Raw genomic sequence first — 20,529 nt, 5'->3', positions numbered from 1 at the left:
GTTTGATCAGTCGTCTGTAGTTACACTCTCTTGTGTTAAAGGTAGCTTATTCGCCTGCCATTGCTGGAAATCTCCCTGCAAATGACTCACTCTTTGAAAATTATTTTCTTTCAGCGTATCAATGGCGATTTGTGCACGCCTACCACTGCGGCAATACACCACTATATTTTTATTTTTATATGGGGAAAGCAACGTCATATTTTGCGCCAGTGTGTCGTGAGGAATATTGACGGCACCGGTTATATGGCTCTGAGCAAATTCTTCCGGAGTTCTGACATCGAGTAAGAGAAAATCCTCTTTACTCTCCATCAAAACCATGACTTGGCTTTGGGTTGCCTGTTCGGGTAGATCACTTGGACTAAGGGGGAGTTTTTGCGCGCAAGAACACAATAACAGTACGCAAAGGAGAGATGTAAAACGTAACATATAGTACGCTCCCTGATTGGCAAGCTTAATTGTTAGTGTAACGCTACAGAAACAAACATGCCACTGCAAGCCCGCTGTGGCATTGTTCTTCAATCATGGAATACTAATAATCTCGTTGTCTTTTAAAGAGATTTTTCTTTCAATGCATCCAACATATTCATCACCAATTGCGATGAATTGATCGATGCTGTTTCCAAATAAGCTTCAAAAGATGTTGGTGACTCTTTGCCGGCGATATCGGACATGGAGCGAATAATCACAAATGGCGTGCCAAATTGATGGCAGGTTTGAGCAATTGCCGCACCTTCCATTTCTACCGCCGCCATAGTTGGAAAGTTTTTTCTGGCTTTGGCAATATCTTCATCTTTTGTCATAAAGGTATCACCCGTGGTGATAAGTCCAGTGAGAGTCTGGATACCTTTTAACTGATTAATCCCGGTTTGTGCCGCTTCGACTAATGTAGGGTGAGGAACGAACGCTGCCGGCATTGCGGGTAGTTGACCGATTTCGTAACCAAATGCGGTGACATCGGCATCGTGATAACGAACTTCTGAGCTGATCACGATATCACCAACTTTTAATGACTGCTCGAATCCGCCAGCACTACCCGTATTTACTACGTAGTCCGGGGAGAACTTATCAATAAGCAAAGCCGTAGCAAGAGCAGAGGCGACCTTACCGATACCCGATTGGACTAAAACGACTTCAGTGCCTTCGATGGTGCCACTGTAAAAGGTGTAACCCGCATGGGTAAATTCAACTGGATTTTCCAGTTTTGATTTTAAAATAGCAACTTCGGGCTCCATCGCCCCAATGATACCGGCTTTCATGCAATGCCCTTTGGAAATGAATTAAGTGTGCGGAGTATAAACCACAAAAGGTGAGGGGTTAAGTATAAAAAAGACCCGAGGCATATTGCTCAGGTCTTTTCGTATAAATTAGTGTTTTGCTTGTTTGTTTATACCAATCACACTAAGTTTGTGCACAACTCAGAGTTAGGGTAGAGGTTCAGTTACAACATAAATTTCGTTGATATAGTCATTCTATATTAGTGAAATGTTGCTATTAGGCCGGGTAGGCAGCTTTCAAACCGTTATAGACTTGCTGTTGGAAGTCACTTGCGCCGCTATCTAAAGAGTCGACCAAATCAGCCAACACTTCATTATCTTCTTTGCCATTCCAGACTTTGATGTAAGTACCATCTTTATAGCCATGGTCCTGACGGAAAAAATTGAGGGTGTTTTTACCCACATATTGACGGAATAATTCGTCCAGATCCATCTCCATCAATTGCAAACAGGCAGCAAAACTTGGACCGTCGAAACGCTGTTCACTTACTGCAGCGCCCGCTAATACCTCTAATACCTTTTTAAAGTCATCACCGGCCAACGGCTGTTGAATTTCTGTTGCCAGGGTTTGCGCGATGTTATTGGTATCAGCTTCTTGCATCAAACGTAGACTTAATCCAAAGTGGAAGATATCGACAAGCTCAAGTTGCACTTGTGGTACATCACATTCCTGATGTTTCCACCATTTCCAGCCGTGATGATCGAGCATCTCTGCGCACTCGACCCAAATAGCACGATACCACTCATAACCATTGTCACGCCAGGTTTCGCTGACACGTGAGTTCATTGCATCTTGCATGGTTAGCATTTGTTTGATTTGCGTTACCGCAACGGATAAATCAGCCATATTTTACGTTGTCCATGTCCGTTATAAATTTTTGCTATAGTTTGCCTGAAATAGGCGGCAATTGCTATGTATCGCGACGCAGTTTCCGGAAGGTGGAAAGCTCCCACGGACGCATGGCTAAAAGCACGCCGATATTTTGTCTATCTGACGGAGGAATATGACGATCCTGCTGATTTAATTCGGCACATTCTTGTTTCAGGTATTGAAGTTTTTTCTTGATCAAGTTGATGCTCGACGCGCTGTAACTTCCCCGTAAATAGAACCGAAACGCATCAACATCCTGAAAATCTGACATCAGAAACTTGCTCATCACATCATTGGCGATAAATCGTTCCAGTGGTCCGCGACTTATCCACTGAAAATCCTGCGCGATAAGCAGCTTATAGTGATTATTCGGCAAAAGTTGAATCATTTTTAGCTTATCAAGACGCACCATCAGGCGAACGGCTTCAAGTGGCTCTATTTGATATTGGTCGATGATCTCCTGATAACTCCAGCCATCACGCACGCAAGCGGCAACCAATAAAAGCTTTGGATCATCGACCAATTCCTGCTCTTGCTCCAACGTCAATTGAGAAATTTTCTGTTCTTGCTGGTCAACAAGAAGAAAAAAGTCTGACAGGTTAAGTTCCAGTAATTGGCAAAGTTGTTCGAGGCGGTCAATGGTGAGCTTTTGCTGCGAAAAAAATCGCTTTACGTTGGCTTCACTCATGGAAAAATGACGTGCTACATCGGCATAAGTTAAGTGTTGCTGTTTTAGCAATTTTTTGAGCAATAGCATTGTTCTAGGGATTTGTGACATGTCTGATTTTCGCCTCAAGGAAGTTCAATTTCCATCAAAGGTATATTTTTATAATACCTTAGGTTGAGGTTAACACGACGTTAACATTGTTGGTATACATAATTGCATTCCCCTTCCATAGTTATATCACCCCATCAAGTGGGGATTTAACAAATAACTTTTAGAAGGAAACGATTATGAAAACTCTAACGATTATCTCAACTATCTCAACAATGACTCTGGCATTGATGTCTGGCTCAGCAATTGCTGCTGGCGGTGTATCTGAACATTCTGCGCAAGCCGGTAAGCACAGTAGTTTAGCGGTATCCAATGCCGGTGTTGCTAGTGGTAAAGCCGTAAGTGGTGTAGTGGCGGTGCCGTTAACCGTGCTTGGCGTGGCAGGTAACGCCAGTGGAAAAGCCGGAGATGCGTTAATGACGAACGCGATTACCACCGAGCCATTGCTCATCAGCGATCTTACTGTAACCTCATCTCCGGTAGAAACGGTGAATGCCGATCCTGCTCCGAATGTGATAATTAATATTGAAAATCAGCAGGCCAATAGCAACCAAAAAACCAATGATGGTCAGGAGTAATATCGATGCGAAACTTATCCTGGATTAAATCATTAGCACTTGGCTTGATATTAAGCCTTTCGATGAATACGAGCTGGGCTGGCAGTGCCAGCCCAGAGGACAATCAACACGATGTAGAGGTATTAAAATCTTTCGCCAAAAATGTTGAACGTTATGCGGCAGAGCAGGGAGCCAGGGCCTTTATCATTGGCAGAGTTGGCAGGCCGAAATCGCAATTGCCTGAAGGCGTAACTTTCACTCATGCAGCAATCGCCGTGTACTCGGAAATACAACTGGATAATGGCCAGAAGGTGCAAGGTTATGCGGTTCACAATTTATATCAGAAAGACGGCGATAAAAGTAAAAGTGAGCTGGTCAGCGACTACCTAGTTGATTTCTTTTGGGGTGTGCATGAACTCAAAGCTGGGATCATTATTCCAGAGCCAGCGTTACAGCAACGACTGATTCAGGCGATTGCCCGAGGTGACAATGTAAAGGTACATAACAAAGCGTATTCGGTAATGGCAAATCCCTTTAATAGTGAATTCCAAAATTGTACGGAACACACGTTAGATGTTATCAATGCCAGCATTTACCAAACAACGGATATGGCCAAGTTAAAAGCAAATGCTGAGGCACATTTTCAGCCGCAGCGGATAAAAACCAGCCCAATTACCTTGATGCTAGGATCTGTGTTTATGAAGGATTTAACCATGAAAGATCATAGTGGCAAAATATACACGGCAACGTTTACGTCTATCGCTCGCTATTTAAATAACAATAACCTGATGAGAGAAGCGGTGTTGCTGGATGAAAATGGAACCGTCGAACAATTGCTGTAGCCTTTTCACAAAAGCTAATATAATACCAATCACACTAAGTTTGTGCACAACTCAGAGTTAGGGCAGAGGTTCAGTTACCACATAGATTTTATTGATATAGTCATTCTATATTAATGAAATATAGGGTCGTAAATGGGCCTCTGGTAAACTCCCTACGGGTGAGTTTTAAAGGCGTTTATCCTGCGTCACTGATTTTGACAATGGAATAACCATTCTCTGCAATCAAAGCCTTGTCTAAAAGCCTTTAAATTCTCACTGAGTGAGCAATAATTTAATGTGATTGGTATAACTATTCTTTTTCCGGTGCTTTAATTAATCATCAATAGGCCCCGGAGAAAGAATTTTCGACAGTGAAGCATGAACCATTTTTTGAAACAGGCTTGGTATAACTCAGTTGGTTATCGGATCAACATGGTGATGTTAAGTTTCCTTATTGGGCACAGCACTGTCATCATTGATAAAGCGATTCAATACCGTTGCCGCAGTCATATCGCCAGTGACATTAACCACTGAACGGCCCATATCTAATAACCGATCGACACCAAGAATTAACGCCATGCCTTCAACGGGCAGCCCTTGGCTTGCCAGAGTACCAGCGAGTATAGGCAAAGAGGATGAAGGAATACCCGGCGCGCCAATCGATGCTACAAGACTTAACAATACGATGGTTACCATTTGCGTTGTCGTTAAATCGATACCAAATGCCTGAGCAATAAACAGCACGACGGTTGCCTGATACATTGCCGTTGCATCCATGTTGATGGTCGTACCCAAAGGAATGATAAGTCGGCTGACTTGCGGTTTTACGCCATGCAGAGATTCGGTGACTCTTAACGTTACCGGCATGGTCGCGCTGGATGATGACGTGGCCAGCGCCAGCGCCATAACTTCCCGACAATTATTGAGAAACAGCCAGGGAGATTTTTTGGTGAATACGGCAATGATTATCAGATATATCACCAGAATAAGAAGCAGGCCGACAATCACATTGATAAAGAATAGAGAAACCGCGCTTATGGCCCCCAGACCTTTGGTGATGATCACATTGGCAATCAAGCCAAAGACGACTATCGGCGTATACTTCATTAACCACAAAACGATGGTCATACACAGCGATTGCACGCTCTCCATCAATTCCAACAGTGGTCGCGCGCTTTTATAATCCAGATGCAACAGGCCAAAACCGAAGATAATCGCCGCAACCACAACCTGTAACATTTGGTTTTGACTTAAATGGCTGAAAATATTGGTCGGGAAAATCCCCGTAATGATGCCAATGATGCCATTTTCGGTCAGATCCAGTTGCTGTAAATCCGGGGACGAAAGCTGACCCAGGTATTCAGGGTTCATCACCAACCCTGGTTGGATCCAGCCGGCGAGAAAAAATGCCAGGGCGATGGCCATGGCGCTGGTACAAAGAATATACGCCACCCCAAACCCTAATGTTTTTATCGCTTTAACATCGTTAGAGTTGACAATCCCAAGAATTACCGAGCTTAAAACCAATGGCAGAACGATAAACTTCAATAGCATCATAAAGATGGTGCCAGGTAAGGCGAGCCATTGCCCTAACGGGCGTGCGATGTCGGCATCAATAAGACCAAGGTTTTCACTGAGTAAACTACCAATAACAAACCCGAGTATCAGAGCAAGGAAAACTTTGAACCAGAGTTGTTGACGAAAATGGGACGTGGTCTTTGGTAATGGTTCAGACATGACAGGGGACAGCTAGTTATTATTGTTTGCTATAACTTACCCTTGTTTGGTCGCCGTGCAAAGTGTTAATCGGATATTTGCATTAACGCTTATGTTGGCGCAGGTATTTATCCAACTGATTCGCAAATTGTTGTTTGTCCGACGCAGATAGGGGCGCTGGGCCAGACGTCTGCACCCCGCTGGCACGCATGGTATCGTAAAAGTCACGCATGTTAAGGCGCGCTCCAATGTTTTCTTTGGTAAACAATTCACCGCGTGGGGATAGGGCGATGGCGCCTTTATCAATCACTTCTTTGGCAAGAGGAATGTCCTGAGTGATCACTAAATCTGCCGCGTTAACGCGTTTAACGATTTCATCATCGGCAATATCAAATCCACTGCTTACCTGGGTAAAACGGATAAACTTTGAAGGTGGCACGCGTAACGGGTGGTTTGCCAATAAATTGGTTTGGGTTTTGGTGCGTTCTGCCGCTTTAAACAGGATTTCTTTGATGGCTGCAGGGCAGGCATCAGCATCAACCCAAATGACAATTTCATGTTCTGACATAAGCTAGGGTCCATTTTTCAATGCAAATCTGAAGGTTAATAGCTGGATAGATTAAGACCAAAATAATTGACCACTGCGCTAAGCAGCACCCAGATAACGATTGCGATGAGTCCATTTTTAAATTGCACCTGAGTCTCATCGCCTAATGAGGTTTTATTTTTACGCCCGGTAAAAATGGCACCAATCACATTGTCGCCACGTATCCAATGCAAAATTCCGGCAATGGCGTGCAAGCCAATCAAAATCAGTAACACATCAAACAAGGTCTTGTGCCAGGACACCATAAACGTAGCAATATCTTCACTGACGTAAGCGTACAACGGCCCTTCACTGAAGACATCGTCAGAACTAAACAACCCTGTTGTTAGCTGCAATCCTAACGTCAACAATAACGCCATTACCATGTAGCCACCTACAGGGTTATGGCCGACATGAGGTCGAGCGATGTCATTATTTCGCCACGCTTTTACAACGGCAACTGGTGTTTTAATGAAATGACTGAATCGGGATGTCTGGCTACCGGCAAAACCCCAGAAAATGCGGGTAAGCCAAAGCGCCAGCAGGGTAAAACCGGCAATAAAATGCCATTCAAAAATACCCTCTTCACCGGTATACCAAAGGCAAGCCAGCAATACTAGCTGGCTGATATGGTAAACTCGGGTAAAACTGTCCCAGATTTTGACGTTGTGCTTGGACATGAATTAGCCGTCACAATCCATTTTGTAAGCTTTATGGCCTTTCTTACTGGCTTTGCCAATTTGACCTAAAGCAGCTTTGCGCTCGTCATCGGTTGTTGCGTTGCTTAGGGCTTCAACAGATTCCTGTAAAAACGCCATGCCTTGTTGATATTTCTCAAAATCAGCCTGTTGTTCAGCCGTTAAGTTTTTATTATCGGAAATCTGCAGTGGCACCAAACCATCGCTCTTTTCGATATTGGCAAGCAGATCCTTTACAACTGCATTCATTGCATCGGTATCACCATCCTTCATGGCTTTCTTATAGGCTTTCATGTTGTCTTTCATATCGCCCATGATACCTGCGAGTTCGGTTTCGCCGCACATAGGGTGAACATCATTCGCTAACGCCTGACCTGACATGGCAAGAGCGCATACAAAACTGGAAATTAATAACTTTTTCATAACGTAGTTCTCATCTTGTTGTCTTAAATTCTATCATTGCGCAAATTTATACAGAGGTTACGCACAATATTCAACATTGTTTACCGAGTATATACGGCGGTTTAACGAGAACAGTTCTTAGTGTTAACACAAAGTTAGGTGCTTTAGTTTAAGTAAGATATACTGTGAACAAGTTTTCTTATCAGACGGTTACCAGAACGAAAACCGTTCGGTCACTTACCTGCGCCGTCTTTAACTTGGATAGGACATAGTGAAATCCAAAGATCCCCACTTTAGCCGAGAGGCACAAAAATACGACAAACCAATTGCCAGTCGCGAGTTTTTGCTGTCTTTGATTGAGGAAAAAGGCTATCCACTGACGTTTGCGCAACTTTGCAAAGCGCTTGCGTACAAGGACGAATCCCAAAAAATCGCGTTGAAACGCCGATTACGGGCGATGGAAAGTGCGGGGCAGTTGGTATTTACCAAGTTTAAGCAGTATGCCAAGGCGAGTGCAGCCACCATAGTGACGGGTGAAATCATCGGTCATCGCGATGGCTTTGGCTTTTTAAAGCCTGATGAAGGCGATAAGGATTTGTTCATTCCATTTCATGAAATGCGCAATGTGATCCATGGTGATATCGTCGAAGCACGAGTCGTTGAAGGGGCGGAAACCAAAAGTAAGAAAGAAGTGAAGATTCTTGATATTCTGGTGCCTCGCAAAGAAGCCATTATTGGTCGGTTATTTGTCGATAACCATAGCATGGTAGTGGTACCAGAAGATGCTCGTATCACTCACGAAATCATTATTCCTAAAGACAAACGCGCTGCGGCTCGCCATGGGCAAATGGTAATTGTTGAATTGTTACAACGACCATCGAAACGCTCATCTGCGATTGGCCAAATCACCGAAGTTCTCGGTGATCATATGGCACCGGGAATGGAAATTCAGGTTGCTATCCATCAACACGATTTACCCCATACCTGGAATGATGAACTGTTATCAGAAACCGCGACGTTAACCGAGGAAGTACCGGAGTCTGCGAAACAAGGGCGAGTGGATTTACGAAACTTACCACTGGTAACCATCGATGGCGAAGATGCCCGAGATTTCGATGACGCGGTTTATTGTCAACCGAAGAAATCCGGAGGCTGGCGCTTATGGGTTGCGATAGCAGATGTCAGTTATTATGTGCGTCCGGGAACCGCATTAGATGGCGAAGCGATCAAACGCGGTAATTCCGTTTATTTCCCTGAACAGGTCATTCCAATGCTACCGGAAGTGCTGTCCAATGGCTTATGCTCGTTAAACCCGAATGTTGACCGTTTGTGCATGGTCGCCGAGATGACCATCAGCGCCAAAGGCAAATTATCCGGGTCTAAATTTTATCCTGCCTTGATGCGCTCTCATGCCCGATTTACCTACACCAAAGTCGCCGCCATTCTTGATGGCGATAAAGCACTGCGCGAGCAATACCAGAATCAGGTAGCGGACCTGGAAAATCTGCATCAGCTATATCATGCGTTGGTGCACGAGCGCAGGAATCGTGGTGCCATCGAATTTGAAACGGAAGAAGTCCGGTTTATCTTTAATGCCAATCGCAAGATTGAGTCAGTCGTACCATTGATCCGTAATGATGCCCATAAAATCATTGAAGAATGTATGATTATGGCCAATGTGGCCACGGCAAAGTTTATCGAAAAACATCAAAAACCCGGACTGTTTCGGGTCCACGATAAGCCGAATGAAGAAAAATACGGTAATTTACTCAATTATCTTAGTGAGTTAGGTGTAAACCTTGAAAAGAAAAAGGAACCAGAGCCTGCCGATTTTGGCGATATAATCGATAAAATCAGCGAACGCCCCGATCAGGAATTGATTCAAACCATGTTACTGCGTTCGATGAAACAAGCGATTTATCAGGCAGAAAATATTGGCCATTTCGGCTTGGCGCTGCCGTCCTATGCGCATTTTACCTCCCCCATCCGCCGCTATCCGGATTTGGTCGTGCACAGGGTGATCAAATCGATTCTGGAACAACAACAAAACGATAAGGTTAATGTCGGTTTTTACGAATATGACTTGGGGCAGGTGACTGAGCTAGGTGAACATTGTTCGATGACAGAGCGTCGTGCCGATGAAGCCACCCGTGACGTAGCAGACTTCTTAAAATGTGAGTTTATGCAAGATCACGTCGGTGATTCATTCATGGGTGTTATCGCTACGGTGACTAATTTTGGTATGTTTGTGCGCCTCCAGGACTTTCACATTGAGGGGCTGGTACATATTAGCTCCTTAGGTCAGGACTTTTTCCATCATGATGAAGTGCGGATGTGTTTGATTGGCGAAAATAGCCGGGTTAAGTATCATGTCGGTGATATTATCGAAGTGCAGGTGGCAGCGGTTAATATTGACGATAAAAAAATTGATTTAACCATTAAAGATCCCGTTAATGCCGGTAAGGCCAAATCAAAAGGCAAAGCCAAAGGTCTGCGACGTCGGACTAAGCCGGGATCGGGTGGTTCAAATGCGACCTCTCAAGCCAAACCAACAAACTCCAGAGGGCAAGCAGATAAGGGTTCTGCGAATAAACCCGCAGATAAACGCGGACCAAAGGCCAAAAAAGGCAGTGTAAAAAAACGCCGAAGTCGCCCGGGAAAAAATGCTCGCAAGAAGACGTCGAAATAACCGCAGAAAAAATAACAACGCCCTGCAAAACGACATAACATTGATATATCAAAGGTAATTTAGTAACAGATATGGCCAAACATGACGAACTTGTCTTCGGTATCCATGCCGTAAATGCGTTGATAAAACGTGCTCCGGAACGCTTTATTGAACTCTGGTTTTTAAAAGGGCGGGAAGATGAACGCTTGTTGCCAATCATTAATCTGGCACGTAAATATGGAGTGTCGGTGCAATTTGTGCATCGCAAAGCGCTGGATGATAAAAGTGAAGGTGAGCAACATCAAGGTGTGATTGCTCGGGTTAAACCAGGTAAGGTTTTTACTGAGCAGGATCTCGATGACATAATCGAAGCGGCTAAAAAAAAGGGCAAGAATCCATTTTTATTAATCCTTGATGGGGTGACCGACCCGCACAATTTAGGAGCGTGTTTGCGCAATGCCGATGCTGCCGGAGTCGATGCGATTGTTGTGCCCAAAGATAATGCTGCCCGCATTACCTCAACCGTACGTAAAGTCGCAGTTGGTGCCGCAGAAACCGTACCTTTGGTACAGGTGACAAATCTTGCCCGAAGCATGAAAGCCATGCAAGAGTCTGGGGTATGGCTAGTGGGTACCGCCGGAGAAGCGCAACAATCGATTTATGATTGCAAACTGACAGGGCCTATTGCTTTGGTGATGGGCGCTGAAGGAAAAGGCATGCGCCGCCTTACCCGGGAAACCTGTGACGAGTTAATTAAATTACCAATGGCTGGCGCGGTATCAAGCTTAAACGTCAGTGTAGCTTGTGGTATTTGTTTATTTGAGATCGTTCGTCAAAACCTTCCTCGATAGCCGCGATAAAACTTAAACAGATCCTTTCCTCAAGGGCGCAGAGTTGTTGCATTAGTATCTACAGTTCTACCCCTTGAATTTATTTCTATCTGCTTGCTTTTATTGTGTATTTCCTGGAACTGGATACACTAAAGTTACTCGTTTGGCTTTGGAGTAATGTAATGGCGAATATTATTATCTGTGCCGATGGCACCTGGAACCGTCCTGAAGAAGATTTACAAAAAGACTTTCCTACCAATGTACTCAAACTGGCCCGTGCAATTTCTCCTGGCAGTAACAATAGCAAGCAGCACGTTTTCTATGACTGGGGCCTGGGTTCATATCACAACTCAGCTGGCGCTGGTGCGACCGGTGCTGGAATTCATAAAAACATTCTCGATGGCTATCGTTATATCGTGCAAAATTATGCCGATGGCGATCATATCTATTTATTTGGATTCAGTCGCGGTGCCTATACCGTTAGAGCGTTAAGCGGATTAATTAACAACTGCGGCATTTTAAAGCGCCAACATGCAAACCGTATCTCTGAGGCTTGGCAAATCTACAAAAGCCCGGTATCTAAAAACGCTCCCAAAGGCAAAAATTCTTCACAGTTTTTTACGGATTATTGTCATCCATCGAAACAAATTCATTTTGTCGGCGTTTGGGATACGGTCGGTGCACTGGGGATCCCCTTTAGTCTTATGGGGTTGTTTGAGAGTCACGACGAATTTTACGACACCAAGATGGGCTCAAACATTAACTTTGCTCGTCACGCTCTGGCCATTGATGAAAAACGTCAGGACTTTGAACCCACAGTTTGGATGCCTAAAAACGGGGTTGATTTAAAGCAGGTTTGGTTTGCTGGCGTGCATTCTGACGTTGGCGGCTCTTATCCGCCGGAGAAAGAAACGGGTCGTATAGCGGCGGATACGCCTTTAGCCTGGATGCTTAACCAAGCTCAACAAGCCGGGCTCAATATCGAAACACACATACATGAACAACTTTCAGACGGTGAATTGGCACCAATTCATCGTTCGCGAAAACATGTTTACCGATTCAAACGTCCCTTAGACCGCCCGCTTTTAGTCGCAGGCAAACCCACATTCATTCATCCTAGTGTGCAATCACGCTATGAACAGGATTCGAGCTACCGGCCACCGCAATTACAAAAATTGGTTGAAGAAAGCGGTTGGGAAAATTTGCCCGTCGGAGAATAGCGCAGCGTGTCAGGTTTTTATCTTCCAGCGGTTAGTCCGCTTAGATTGTCTATCTTGATTTGCCTTGTGCGGTTTTGATGTGCGAGTTAGAGTCGTTGAAGAGACTTCTTTATAGAGATTCCCACGTAAAGATGACAAGCCGAAAAATGCAATATAATAAGGCCTTGGACGAATGAAAAGATTAATTGGGGTTTGTTTGCTACTGCTCTTTCTTATGATGATTTGGAGCGATTCAACTCTATGGGAAGATGACAAATATGCTGTATATGTTATTGACGGTCAGGCTCATTTTGGCCTAAAGGCAGGCGACGATATATATATCGGCAGATTTGAACCAGAAATTGTAGCAGTTGGTTCGAATTCCGAATACGTTGTAATACAAAGGCGCATTCGTGGCGATATACTTTATTTCTATATCAATAAAGCGCAGGATCATGGCTACTTGAATGCTGATGAAATAGTGTACGCCGGATATCAAAAAGACAAGTTTGAACAGTTGAAAGCTTCACATGGCTTGCCTGAGTTCAGTGTCTTTTTTTAAACAAAATCCAAGTTCCTAGCACGTTAATTGCTCTCCAAATTAGCATTTATTAAAAGACTAATCCTGGTACTAGTTTGACGTTAATAGATTGAAAAGGTTGATATCTTTAAATAGCGAGCAGCGCTCGCTCACCCATTCTTTTTATCTATCCAGTGTGATTTGCTTGCATACTCAGGAAAACGAACCAATCGCTCGGTTTTGTCCGAAATCGAACTACATTTTAACTCAATTTTCTAATTGCTAGCAATTGGTTAGAGGCTCTGGTAGAAATAGGTTATTAAGAAAAAGAAGCTATGCTGCGGTAGAAAAACGCGCGAATAGCTCGCTATAAACATGTTATGCGAAAGCAATAAAAATTGAGAGCAAGCAATGTATAAACGAATGTATATTTATTTTTTTGTTTCGTTTCTGGTAGTGGTCTCAGGATTTATGCCAAGTTATTTTCTTGAACTTGGTGAAAATGTTGCTGCCCATCACATTCATAGTCTATCGGCAATCCTATGGTATTTATTGTTAATTTCTCAGGCAGTTTTGATTAAACAAAAGAAAAACAATTTACATCGGATTATTGGAAAAGCATCATTTGTACTAGCTCCCGTTGTGATTGGTAGTGCTTTTCAAATTATGTATGTGAGTCAAACTGACTTAAAAATGGACGCGTTTTGGACGCTTACATTCTTTATGGTTGATCATGGAATGATTTTAGCGTTTGCATTTTCCTATTTCTTAGCGGTTCGATTTACAAAGCAAATTCAGTTACACGCTCGCTTTATGGCAATAACGGCTCTCGTTGTTTTGCCTGCGCCATTATCGCGGTTAATGGGGGCAAGCTTAATACCTGACTTGAGTGGAATGGCGCGCCTTAATATTGTCTATATTCTTGTCGAAGTGATTTTCGTTATTATCCTTTTCAGGGATAGGGAGTTAAGGTTTACGAAGAATCCCTTCTATTTTTTCTTCATTAGTATTTTGGTAATTCATGGGATTGTGAATTTTGCTGGAAATTCTATCATTTGGGCGGAATATTCGAATCTATATATTTCCGCATATTCGAGCGCATCGCACTTAGTCAATATTGGATGGCTAGCCGGATTTTTATCGCTTGCATTTGCGATATACTTATCGAAGCTAAGAGGGTCGAGTGAATCAGTTTCGTAGATTGCCTAACCAAATATCCTTGAAATGAAACGGGAGTCCATATAGGGAATGGCGCGAGGCGGAGGTATTTTTCTGAGCCCTGAAACCTGCCACCTGCTACCTTGACTAAATTTTCAACCCCGTTTCCAATTTCCGCTTGCGTTAACTGTCTATTTTCCCTACAATACGCGACCTTAAATCAGCCTTATTATTTTGTTCCTTGCCTTTATACTGGTGTTGGCTGAGCCAGAAAGAGGCTACTACCGTAAGGAGCTCGTAATGCGTCATTACGAAATCGTATTTATGGTTCACCCTGATCAGAGTGAACAAGTTACTGGTATGATCCAACGTTATACCGACCTGATCAAAGGCGCTGAAGGCCAGATCCACCGTCTAGAAGACTGGGGTCGTCGTCAGTTAGCTTACCCAATCAACAAGTTGCACAAAGCTCACTACGTTCTTATGAACGTTGAAGCTCCGCAAGCTGTGATTGATGAATTAGAAACTTCTTTCCGTTATAACGACGTTGTTATTCGTAACATGATCATGCGCACTAAAGGCGCGGTAACTGAAGCCTCTCCAATGGCTAAAGAAGACCGTCGCGATGAGCGCCGCGAAGCTAAAAAAGAAGTGACTACTGAAGCTGCTCCAGCACCTGAAGCAAAAGCCGAAGAAGCTGCAAGCGAAGAATAGTACTTAAGTGACCGAGAATTGTCTTGAGTTGACTGGTGAGGTAATTAAACCACCGAAACTGTCAACAAGCCCCGCCGGGCTCCATCATTGTCAGTTTGTGATTGACCACAAATCAGCGCAAACCGAAGATGGCTTAACCCGTAACGCATTCGTACGAATGCAAGTGGTGGCAACCGGGGAATGGTCACAAAGCTTAACTCGTGATTTAACTGCAGGCAGTAACGTTAAAGTTCGTGGGTTTATTAACCGCCACGAACGCCGGAATGGAAACCCTATTCTGGTGTTACATGCCCAACAGATTGAAATGATTAATTAGGAGAAATACATGTCTCGTTTCTTTAGACGTCGTAAGTTCTGTCGCTTTAGCGCAGAAGGCGTAAGCGAAATCGATTACAAAGATATCGCAACGTTAAAAAACTATATCACTGAAAGTGGTAAAATCGTTCCTAGCCGTATCACTGGTACATCAGCTAAGTATCAACGTCAACTTGGTCGTGCGATCAAGCGTGCTCGTTACTTATCGCTATTACCATATACTGATCTTCACAAGTAACCTAAAGGGGCTGTTAAAATGGAAGTAATCCTTCTTGATAAAATCGCCAAATTAGGCGGCCTGGGTGATCAGGTAACCGTTAAGTCTGGTTATGCACGTAACTTCCTTCTACCTAAAGGTAAGGCTGTTATTGCATCAAAAGCTAACGTTGAACACTTCGAAGCACGTCGTGCTGAACTTGAAAAGCAACTAGGTGAAGTTTTAGCTGCTGCTGAAGCTCGCGCTGCTAAGCTTAACGAACTAGCTGAAGTGACTATCGCTTCTAAAGCTGGTGACGAAGGCAAGCTATTTGGTTCTATCGGTACTCGTGACATCGCTGATGCGATCACCGAAGCTGGTGTTGAAGTAACCAAAGCTGAAGTTCGTTTACCTCTTGGTGCTATCCGTGAAACGGGTGAATTCGATATCGTAATTCACTTGCACGCGGACGTTGATACCTCTATCAAAGTTGTTATCATCCCAGAAGCATAAGCGATTAAGTCGTACAATCTGTACTTCTTAAATAAAAAAGCCGGCATTGCCGGCTTTTTTGTTGGATGAGTTTGAGTATAACGGATCGCCGGGGTAGGCTGGGTAGTTGTTTTATTAGAGATATTTTCTTATCCCTTTCACTACCCAGTTTTGGGGAATGCGGGTATATGCCATTGTTCCTCTTTGATTAATCGCCGTTGTGCCATCCCCCCTAAGCCTTGTAAGCCGCCGGTATGCAGTAACACAATATCACTGCCTTTAGGAAAACAATCACGTTTAAGCATATCGAAAAAGGCAATGAAAAGTTTGCCAGAGTACATGGGCTCTAATGGAATATTCAATGCGTTTTGGATTTCAAGCATCTGTTGTAAATCAATGTCTTTAAACTTGCCATAGCCCCCACAGTGATATTGATTGAATAATTGCCATTGCGAGGAAATTGTCGCATCGCCAAGCAGTTTCTGAATTTGCTTTTCTAAATATCCGTCTTGCTTTAATACGCTAATTCCGAAAACCTTATGTTGCTTATCGGCCGCATTAATTAAGCCTGCAATCGTGCCACCACTGCCCACTGGACAAAGAAGGAAGTCGAAATCCGTTTGTCGCTTTAACTCAGAGATGATTTCACCAACGCCGTTAAGTGCCAGTGTGTTGCTACCACCTTCGGGGATGATCCTGGCATTTGGAAATTGTTGCTGGAGTTGTTGGAGAAACTCAGCTTGTTCTCGTAATCGATAGGTATTACGGTCGACAAATTTGAGCTGCATCCCCCAGTGTCGGGCCCAACTTAAAGTGAAATTGTTTGCATATTCGGGTTCACCTCGAATAACACCGACTGTTTGTAGTCCTAGTTGCTGGCCAGCGAACGCTAACGCGTGGATATGATTAGAAAATGCACCACCAAAACTTACGATCTGCGTAGCGCCTTGGTTTTTGCAGGCTTTGAGGTTGGCACTAAGCTTGCGCCATTTATTGCCAGATATAATCGGATGAATGAGGTCATCTCGCTTTACCCAGACGTTAACCTGCTTTTGCAACAGTAAAGGATGTTCAATCGCTTGCAAGGGCGACGGTAATGCTAAATCAATGGCCAATGTTTTTGCTTCGTGTCATTTCACTCAACGTTATTGTACCCGATATTTCTCTTATATTGGTTAATCGACTGCGGCGAATATTTAAACAAATTGTGAATAATGGTTCAGACAAGTGACGCTGAGGTACATGCAATCGTAATGAATGTCTTTTTCACTGAATAATTTCGTTTTCAGGCAACTATTGATTAACTTAATGGTCATAAAAAACGGCGCTAAACCTAATGTAACTCTATGAAATTAAAATGCTTGTTTATTTGCTTGAAAAAAAATGCAAAATTTTACTTATTTTTTCAAAAATAGACGATACATAGCGATTTTACTGGGTTATGATTAGGCCAATTAATTATGCCAAGTCTTATCTTCGGGCGAACAATCTACAATTGCTCACTTTGTCATAAGATTTGCGATAACAGTAACTGTGTTTCTCAAGAACCCCCATTCTTGGTTGTACACACCCACAGCGAGTCCAGGCCGTGGGTTAAAAAAATACCTTGTGGTATCAAGAGGAAATTACGACCATGTTTAAATATTTACGTGGCATGTTCTCTAATGATCTATCTATCGATTTGGGAACCGCTAATACACTGATTTACGTAAAAGATCAGGGCATTGTCCTTGATGAACCATCGGTTGTCGCAATCCGCCAGGAACGCGCCGGTGGCCAAAAAAGCGTTGCCGCCGTTGGTACCGCAGCAAAACAAATGCTAGGTCGTACACCTGGTAACATCGAAGCGATTCGTCCGATGAAAGATGGTGTTATTGCTAACTTTTTCGTCACCGAAAAAATGCTACAGCACTTCATCAAGCAAGTGCACTCTGGCAATCTGTTACGTCCAAGCCCGAGAGTGCTGGTATGTGTACCTTGTGGTTCAACCCAAGTAGAGCGTCGAGCGATTAAAGAATCGGCATTAGGTGCTGGTGCGCGAGATGTTTACCTGATTGATGAGCCGATGGCAGCTGCTATCGGAGCGGATATGCCGGTCTCTGCAGCTACCGGCTCTATGGTTGTCGATATCGGTGGTGGTACCACAGAAGTCGGCATCATCTCGCTTAACGGTCTGGTGTATTCTTCATCGGTACGTATCGGTGGTGATAAATTTGACGAAGCGATCATCAATTACGTTCGTCGTAACTTTGGTAGTTTGATTGGTGAAGCGACTGCAGAGCGTATCAAGCATGAAATCGGTTCTGCGTACCCTGGTGAAGAGCTGGTAGAAATTGAAGTTCGTGGCCGTAACTTAGCTGAAGGTGTACCGCGTAGCTTTACGTTAAACAGCAATGAGATCCTAGAAGCCTTGCAAGAGCCTCTAACGGGTATCGTTAGCGCCATTATGGTTGCCCTTGAGCAATCTCCACCTGAGCTTGCGTCCGATATTTCAGAGCGCGGCATGGTATTAACCGGTGGCGGTGCATTGTTGAAAGACTTAGACCGTTTATTGGCTGAAGAAACCGGTATCCCGGTTATCGTCGCCGAAGACCCATTAACCTGTGTTGCCCGAGGCGGTGGTAAAGCCTTGGAGATGATTGATATGCATGGTGGTGATATATTCTCTGATGAATAATCACATTTCTCACTAAGCAAGAGAAATCAATAACCATGAATCCAATTTTTGTTGAAGGGTTTTCCAGCCATCGACGTATGTTTTTAGCTCTGATTTTATCCGGAGCTTTTATGTATTGCGACCATAAGCTGGAAAGTTTTGAAGTTGCCAGAGGTTTTATGCAATCTCTGGTAAGCCCTCTGCAATATCTCGCCAATGCTCCCAAGCAATTTCTCGACTATACCGCGGAAAACCTGGTAAGTCGTAAGCAATTGATGACGGAAAATCAACGTTATCAGGTCAATGAGCTTAAGCTCAAAGAAAAACTCTTACAAATGGACATTCTTAAACAAGAGAATGATCGTTTACGTAATCTTTTAGCCTCGCCTGTGCGCCGGGACCATAAAAAAATGGTCGCTGAGATCCTTGCTGTTGACTCTGACCCCTATTCACATCAGGTGGTAATTAACCGGGGGCTGGAAGATGGTTTGTATGAGGGGCAGCCAGTCGTTGATGACCATGGCGTCGCCGGTCAAATCTTACATGTAGGCGTTAATAACTCTCGAGTCCTGTTACTGACCGATATTTCTCATGCGATTCCTTTAAGAATTCATCGTAATGGCATCCGACTGATCGGCAAAGGTACGGGTAGTGTTAACCGAATGGAAGTGATTCATGTGCCGTTATCCACTGACATTCAGCAAGGAGACTTGTTGGTTACCTCCGGACTTGGTGGCAAATTTCCGGAAGGCTATCCGGTCGCCAGCGTAACCGATGTTAGTGCAAACAGTTTTCGTGAGTTTGCGCAAGTGACGATCAAGCCTTTGGTAAAAATTGATCGCTTACGCTATTTATTGTTGTTGTGGCCGGACAGACCCAATCTACAATCACTACCCGCTACGCCAGAAAACTCGGATAAAAAACAACAAGAAGGTCAGGGATGAAGGCCAAAAATAATACCAAAGTGATTTATATCACTATCTTTATCTCACTGATTTTCTCGATCATTCCCTTGCCTATCGCGTTGGATGCCTATCGACCGAACTGGGCACTGCTAGTGCTTTGTTATTGGTCTATGGCGTTGCCGAATCGTGTCAGCGTGCTGACGGCCTGGTTTGTTGGTTTGTTGCTTGATGTGTTGTTGGGTTCGGTATTAGGCATTAACGCCTTTGCACTGGCAATGGTGGTTTATGTAATGGCAAATAACTATCAGGCCATTAGAAACTTTTCTCTTTGGCAACAATCGCTTATCATCGGTTTATTGACCGCGCTTTATCACCTGTTGATATTCTGGGTTCAGAGATTTGTATTTGGTGTTGATTTTTCAATGACCTATCTGATACCGGTAATCACCAGTGCCATACTTTGGTGGGTAATATTTTTGTTACTGCGGAAAATAAGACGACAATTTAAGGTGCGTTAAAGGCCGTTTGTTTTTAACGTGTTAATTTAACCTTTTTTGTGTTTATAAACGAATAAACGTCCTTTAAATAGTACATGAACCGATAAGGTCATTAGGCCCTGATATGCTTTATCTCGCGTCAAAATCGCCCCGTCGCCGGGAGCTTTTAAACCAGCTAGGGATCAAATTTGAGGTGGTTGATGGCTCCGTCATCGAGACACCCATATCGGGCGAATCCCCCGAAGACTATGTGGCTCGATTAGCCCGGGAAAAATCTGCGGCAGGACAGTGCAACGTGGCAAGCGATGACATCGTCCTTGGCTCTGACACCATTGTCGTTGTTGACCATGCCATTCTTGAAAAACCCAAAAACTTTGAGGACTTTCGAGCAATGTTTGCCCAGCTGTCAGGACGTGCACATCAAGTGTTAACGGCCGTTGCGGTGCGCAAAGGCCAGGCGTTAGAGCAGGTACTGGTCAGCTCGGATGTTTATTTTCGTAACGTCAGTGAGCAGGAAGTGTTGGCCTACTGGCAGACCGGGGAGCCACAGGATAAAGCCGGTGGCTACGCGATACAGGGAATGGCAGGGAAGTTTGTAACCCGCATCGATGGCAGCTATTCTGCCATTGTTGGCCTACCCTTATACGAGACCGAACAACTATTAAATTGCTTGATATAA

The 20,529-nt window shown here is 43.9% G+C and carries 24 protein-coding genes; 15 read left to right on the top strand and 9 right to left on the bottom strand.

The window, feature by feature from the left end; genetic code table 11:
* Positions 1-6 precede the first annotated feature (6 nt).
* From ACHUFQ_RS02930 to ACHUFQ_RS02915, 4 genes are all read right to left on the bottom strand, one after another.
* Positions 7-426, bottom strand: a complete 420-nt coding sequence (locus ACHUFQ_RS02930; RefSeq protein WP_394172799.1) for a rhodanese-like domain-containing protein — start codon at positions 424-426, stop codon at positions 7-9.
* Positions 427-548: 122 nt separating this feature from the next.
* The gene (gene mtnN / locus ACHUFQ_RS02925; RefSeq protein ID WP_394172798.1) at positions 549-1,256 is read right to left on the bottom strand and encodes a 5'-methylthioadenosine/S-adenosylhomocysteine nucleosidase; all 708 of its coding nucleotides are present in this window, start codon (positions 1,254-1,256) and stop codon (positions 549-551) included.
* 235 nt (positions 1,257-1,491) lie between these two features.
* Positions 1,492-2,121 (bottom strand): dUTP diphosphatase, encoded by a 630-nt coding sequence (locus ACHUFQ_RS02920; RefSeq protein WP_394172796.1) that lies wholly within the window; start codon positions 2,119-2,121, stop codon positions 1,492-1,494.
* A 64-nt stretch (positions 2,122-2,185) separates the two neighbouring features.
* On the bottom strand, positions 2,186-2,923 hold the full coding sequence (locus ACHUFQ_RS02915; protein ID WP_394172795.1) for a helix-turn-helix domain-containing protein: 738 nt from the start codon (positions 2,921-2,923) through the stop codon (positions 2,186-2,188).
* A gap of 176 nt (positions 2,924-3,099) precedes the next feature.
* Here ACHUFQ_RS02915 and ACHUFQ_RS02910 point away from each other — a divergent pair, with 176 nt between their 5' ends.
* Both ACHUFQ_RS02910 and ACHUFQ_RS02905 read left to right on the top strand, forming a co-directional pair.
* Positions 3,100-3,498 carry a hypothetical protein gene (locus ACHUFQ_RS02910; protein WP_394172793.1) on the top strand — a complete coding sequence of 133 codons (399 nt, stop codon included), beginning with the start codon at positions 3,100-3,102 and terminating at the stop codon, positions 3,496-3,498.
* A gap of 5 nt (positions 3,499-3,503) precedes the next feature.
* Positions 3,504-4,319 carry a DUF2145 domain-containing protein gene (locus ACHUFQ_RS02905; RefSeq protein ID WP_394172791.1) on the top strand — a complete coding sequence of 272 codons (816 nt, stop codon included), beginning with the start codon at positions 3,504-3,506 and terminating at the stop codon, positions 4,317-4,319.
* A 420-nt stretch (positions 4,320-4,739) separates the two neighbouring features.
* On the opposite strand, the gene ACHUFQ_RS02900 is transcribed toward ACHUFQ_RS02905, so the two are convergent.
* The 4 genes from ACHUFQ_RS02900 to ACHUFQ_RS02885 all read right to left on the bottom strand — a co-directional run bounded on the left by ACHUFQ_RS02900 (position 4,740) and on the right by ACHUFQ_RS02885 (position 7,721).
* On the bottom strand, positions 4,740-6,035 hold the full coding sequence (locus tag ACHUFQ_RS02900) for a dicarboxylate/amino acid:cation symporter (RefSeq protein ID WP_394172789.1): 1,296 nt from the start codon (positions 6,033-6,035) through the stop codon (positions 4,740-4,742).
* Positions 6,036-6,117: 82 nt separating this feature from the next.
* Positions 6,118-6,567, bottom strand: coding sequence for a YaiI/YqxD family protein (locus ACHUFQ_RS02895; protein ID WP_394172827.1), 450 nt, complete (start codon positions 6,565-6,567; stop codon positions 6,118-6,120).
* A gap of 50 nt (positions 6,568-6,617) precedes the next feature.
* Positions 6,618-7,280 (bottom strand): cytochrome b/b6 domain-containing protein, encoded by a 663-nt coding sequence (locus ACHUFQ_RS02890; RefSeq protein ID WP_394172788.1) that lies wholly within the window; start codon positions 7,278-7,280, stop codon positions 6,618-6,620.
* A 3-nt stretch (positions 7,281-7,283) separates the two neighbouring features.
* On the bottom strand, positions 7,284-7,721 hold the full coding sequence (locus tag ACHUFQ_RS02885; RefSeq protein WP_394172786.1) for a cytochrome b562: 438 nt from the start codon (positions 7,719-7,721) through the stop codon (positions 7,284-7,286).
* Between the two features lie 250 nt (positions 7,722-7,971).
* Here ACHUFQ_RS02885 and rnr point away from each other — a divergent pair, with 250 nt between their 5' ends.
* From rnr to rplI, 9 genes are all read left to right on the top strand, one after another.
* On the top strand, positions 7,972-10,389 hold the full coding sequence (gene rnr / locus ACHUFQ_RS02880; RefSeq protein ID WP_394172784.1) for a ribonuclease R: 2,418 nt from the start codon (positions 7,972-7,974) through the stop codon (positions 10,387-10,389).
* Between the two features lie 71 nt (positions 10,390-10,460).
* Positions 10,461-11,219: a 23S rRNA (guanosine(2251)-2'-O)-methyltransferase RlmB gene (gene rlmB / locus ACHUFQ_RS02875; protein ID WP_394172782.1), complete on the top strand. Its 759-nt coding sequence runs from the start codon at positions 10,461-10,463 to the stop codon at positions 11,217-11,219.
* A 161-nt stretch (positions 11,220-11,380) separates the two neighbouring features.
* Positions 11,381-12,418, top strand: coding sequence for a DUF2235 domain-containing protein (locus tag ACHUFQ_RS02870; RefSeq protein ID WP_394172780.1), 1,038 nt, complete (start codon positions 11,381-11,383; stop codon positions 12,416-12,418).
* A gap of 172 nt (positions 12,419-12,590) precedes the next feature.
* Positions 12,591-12,959, top strand: coding sequence for a hypothetical protein (locus tag ACHUFQ_RS02865; protein ID WP_138318726.1), 369 nt, complete (start codon positions 12,591-12,593; stop codon positions 12,957-12,959).
* 381 nt (positions 12,960-13,340) lie between these two features.
* Positions 13,341-14,117: a hypothetical protein gene (locus tag ACHUFQ_RS02860; RefSeq protein WP_394172778.1), complete on the top strand. Its 777-nt coding sequence runs from the start codon at positions 13,341-13,343 to the stop codon at positions 14,115-14,117.
* A 258-nt stretch (positions 14,118-14,375) separates the two neighbouring features.
* The gene (gene rpsF / locus ACHUFQ_RS02855; protein ID WP_394172776.1) at positions 14,376-14,789 is read left to right on the top strand and encodes a 30S ribosomal protein S6; all 414 of its coding nucleotides are present in this window, start codon (positions 14,376-14,378) and stop codon (positions 14,787-14,789) included.
* Positions 14,790-14,796: 7 nt separating this feature from the next.
* Positions 14,797-15,105 carry a primosomal replication protein N gene (priB, locus tag ACHUFQ_RS02850; RefSeq protein WP_394172774.1) on the top strand — a complete coding sequence of 103 codons (309 nt, stop codon included), beginning with the start codon at positions 14,797-14,799 and terminating at the stop codon, positions 15,103-15,105.
* Between the two features lie 9 nt (positions 15,106-15,114).
* Entirely contained in the window at positions 15,115-15,342 is a 228-nt protein-coding gene (rpsR, locus tag ACHUFQ_RS02845; RefSeq protein ID WP_136734056.1) for a 30S ribosomal protein S18, read from the top strand.
* Between the two features lie 18 nt (positions 15,343-15,360).
* Positions 15,361-15,813: a 50S ribosomal protein L9 gene (rplI, locus tag ACHUFQ_RS02840; RefSeq protein WP_138318730.1), complete on the top strand. Its 453-nt coding sequence runs from the start codon at positions 15,361-15,363 to the stop codon at positions 15,811-15,813.
* A gap of 140 nt (positions 15,814-15,953) precedes the next feature.
* Here rplI and ACHUFQ_RS02835 read toward each other — a convergent pair whose 3' ends face one another.
* Positions 15,954-16,907 carry a 1-aminocyclopropane-1-carboxylate deaminase/D-cysteine desulfhydrase gene (locus ACHUFQ_RS02835; RefSeq protein ID WP_394172772.1) on the bottom strand — a complete coding sequence of 318 codons (954 nt, stop codon included), beginning with the start codon at positions 16,905-16,907 and terminating at the stop codon, positions 15,954-15,956.
* Positions 16,908-17,425: 518 nt separating this feature from the next.
* Between ACHUFQ_RS02835 and ACHUFQ_RS02830 the strand changes: the two genes are divergently transcribed.
* From ACHUFQ_RS02830 to ACHUFQ_RS02815, 4 genes are all read left to right on the top strand, one after another.
* Positions 17,426-18,469, top strand: coding sequence for a rod shape-determining protein (locus tag ACHUFQ_RS02830; RefSeq protein ID WP_138318731.1), 1,044 nt, complete (start codon positions 17,426-17,428; stop codon positions 18,467-18,469).
* A 35-nt stretch (positions 18,470-18,504) separates the two neighbouring features.
* Entirely contained in the window at positions 18,505-19,392 is an 888-nt protein-coding gene (gene mreC / locus ACHUFQ_RS02825) for a rod shape-determining protein MreC (protein WP_394172770.1), read from the top strand.
* A complete protein-coding gene (gene mreD / locus ACHUFQ_RS02820; RefSeq protein ID WP_394172769.1) occupies positions 19,389-19,871 on the top strand; it encodes a rod shape-determining protein MreD in 483 nt (160 codons plus the stop codon). Before mreC ends, mreD begins: the two co-directional genes overlap by 4 nt.
* A gap of 103 nt (positions 19,872-19,974) precedes the next feature.
* Positions 19,975-20,529 carry a Maf family protein gene (locus tag ACHUFQ_RS02815; RefSeq protein WP_394172767.1) on the top strand — a complete coding sequence of 185 codons (555 nt, stop codon included), beginning with the start codon at positions 19,975-19,977 and terminating at the stop codon, positions 20,527-20,529.

Source organism: Thalassotalea litorea (assembly GCF_043642205.1).
In the GTDB taxonomy this organism is placed as follows: domain Bacteria; phylum Pseudomonadota; class Gammaproteobacteria; order Enterobacterales; family Alteromonadaceae; genus Thalassotalea_A; species Thalassotalea_A litorea.
This window is presented reverse-complemented; position numbering and strand designations above follow the sequence as displayed.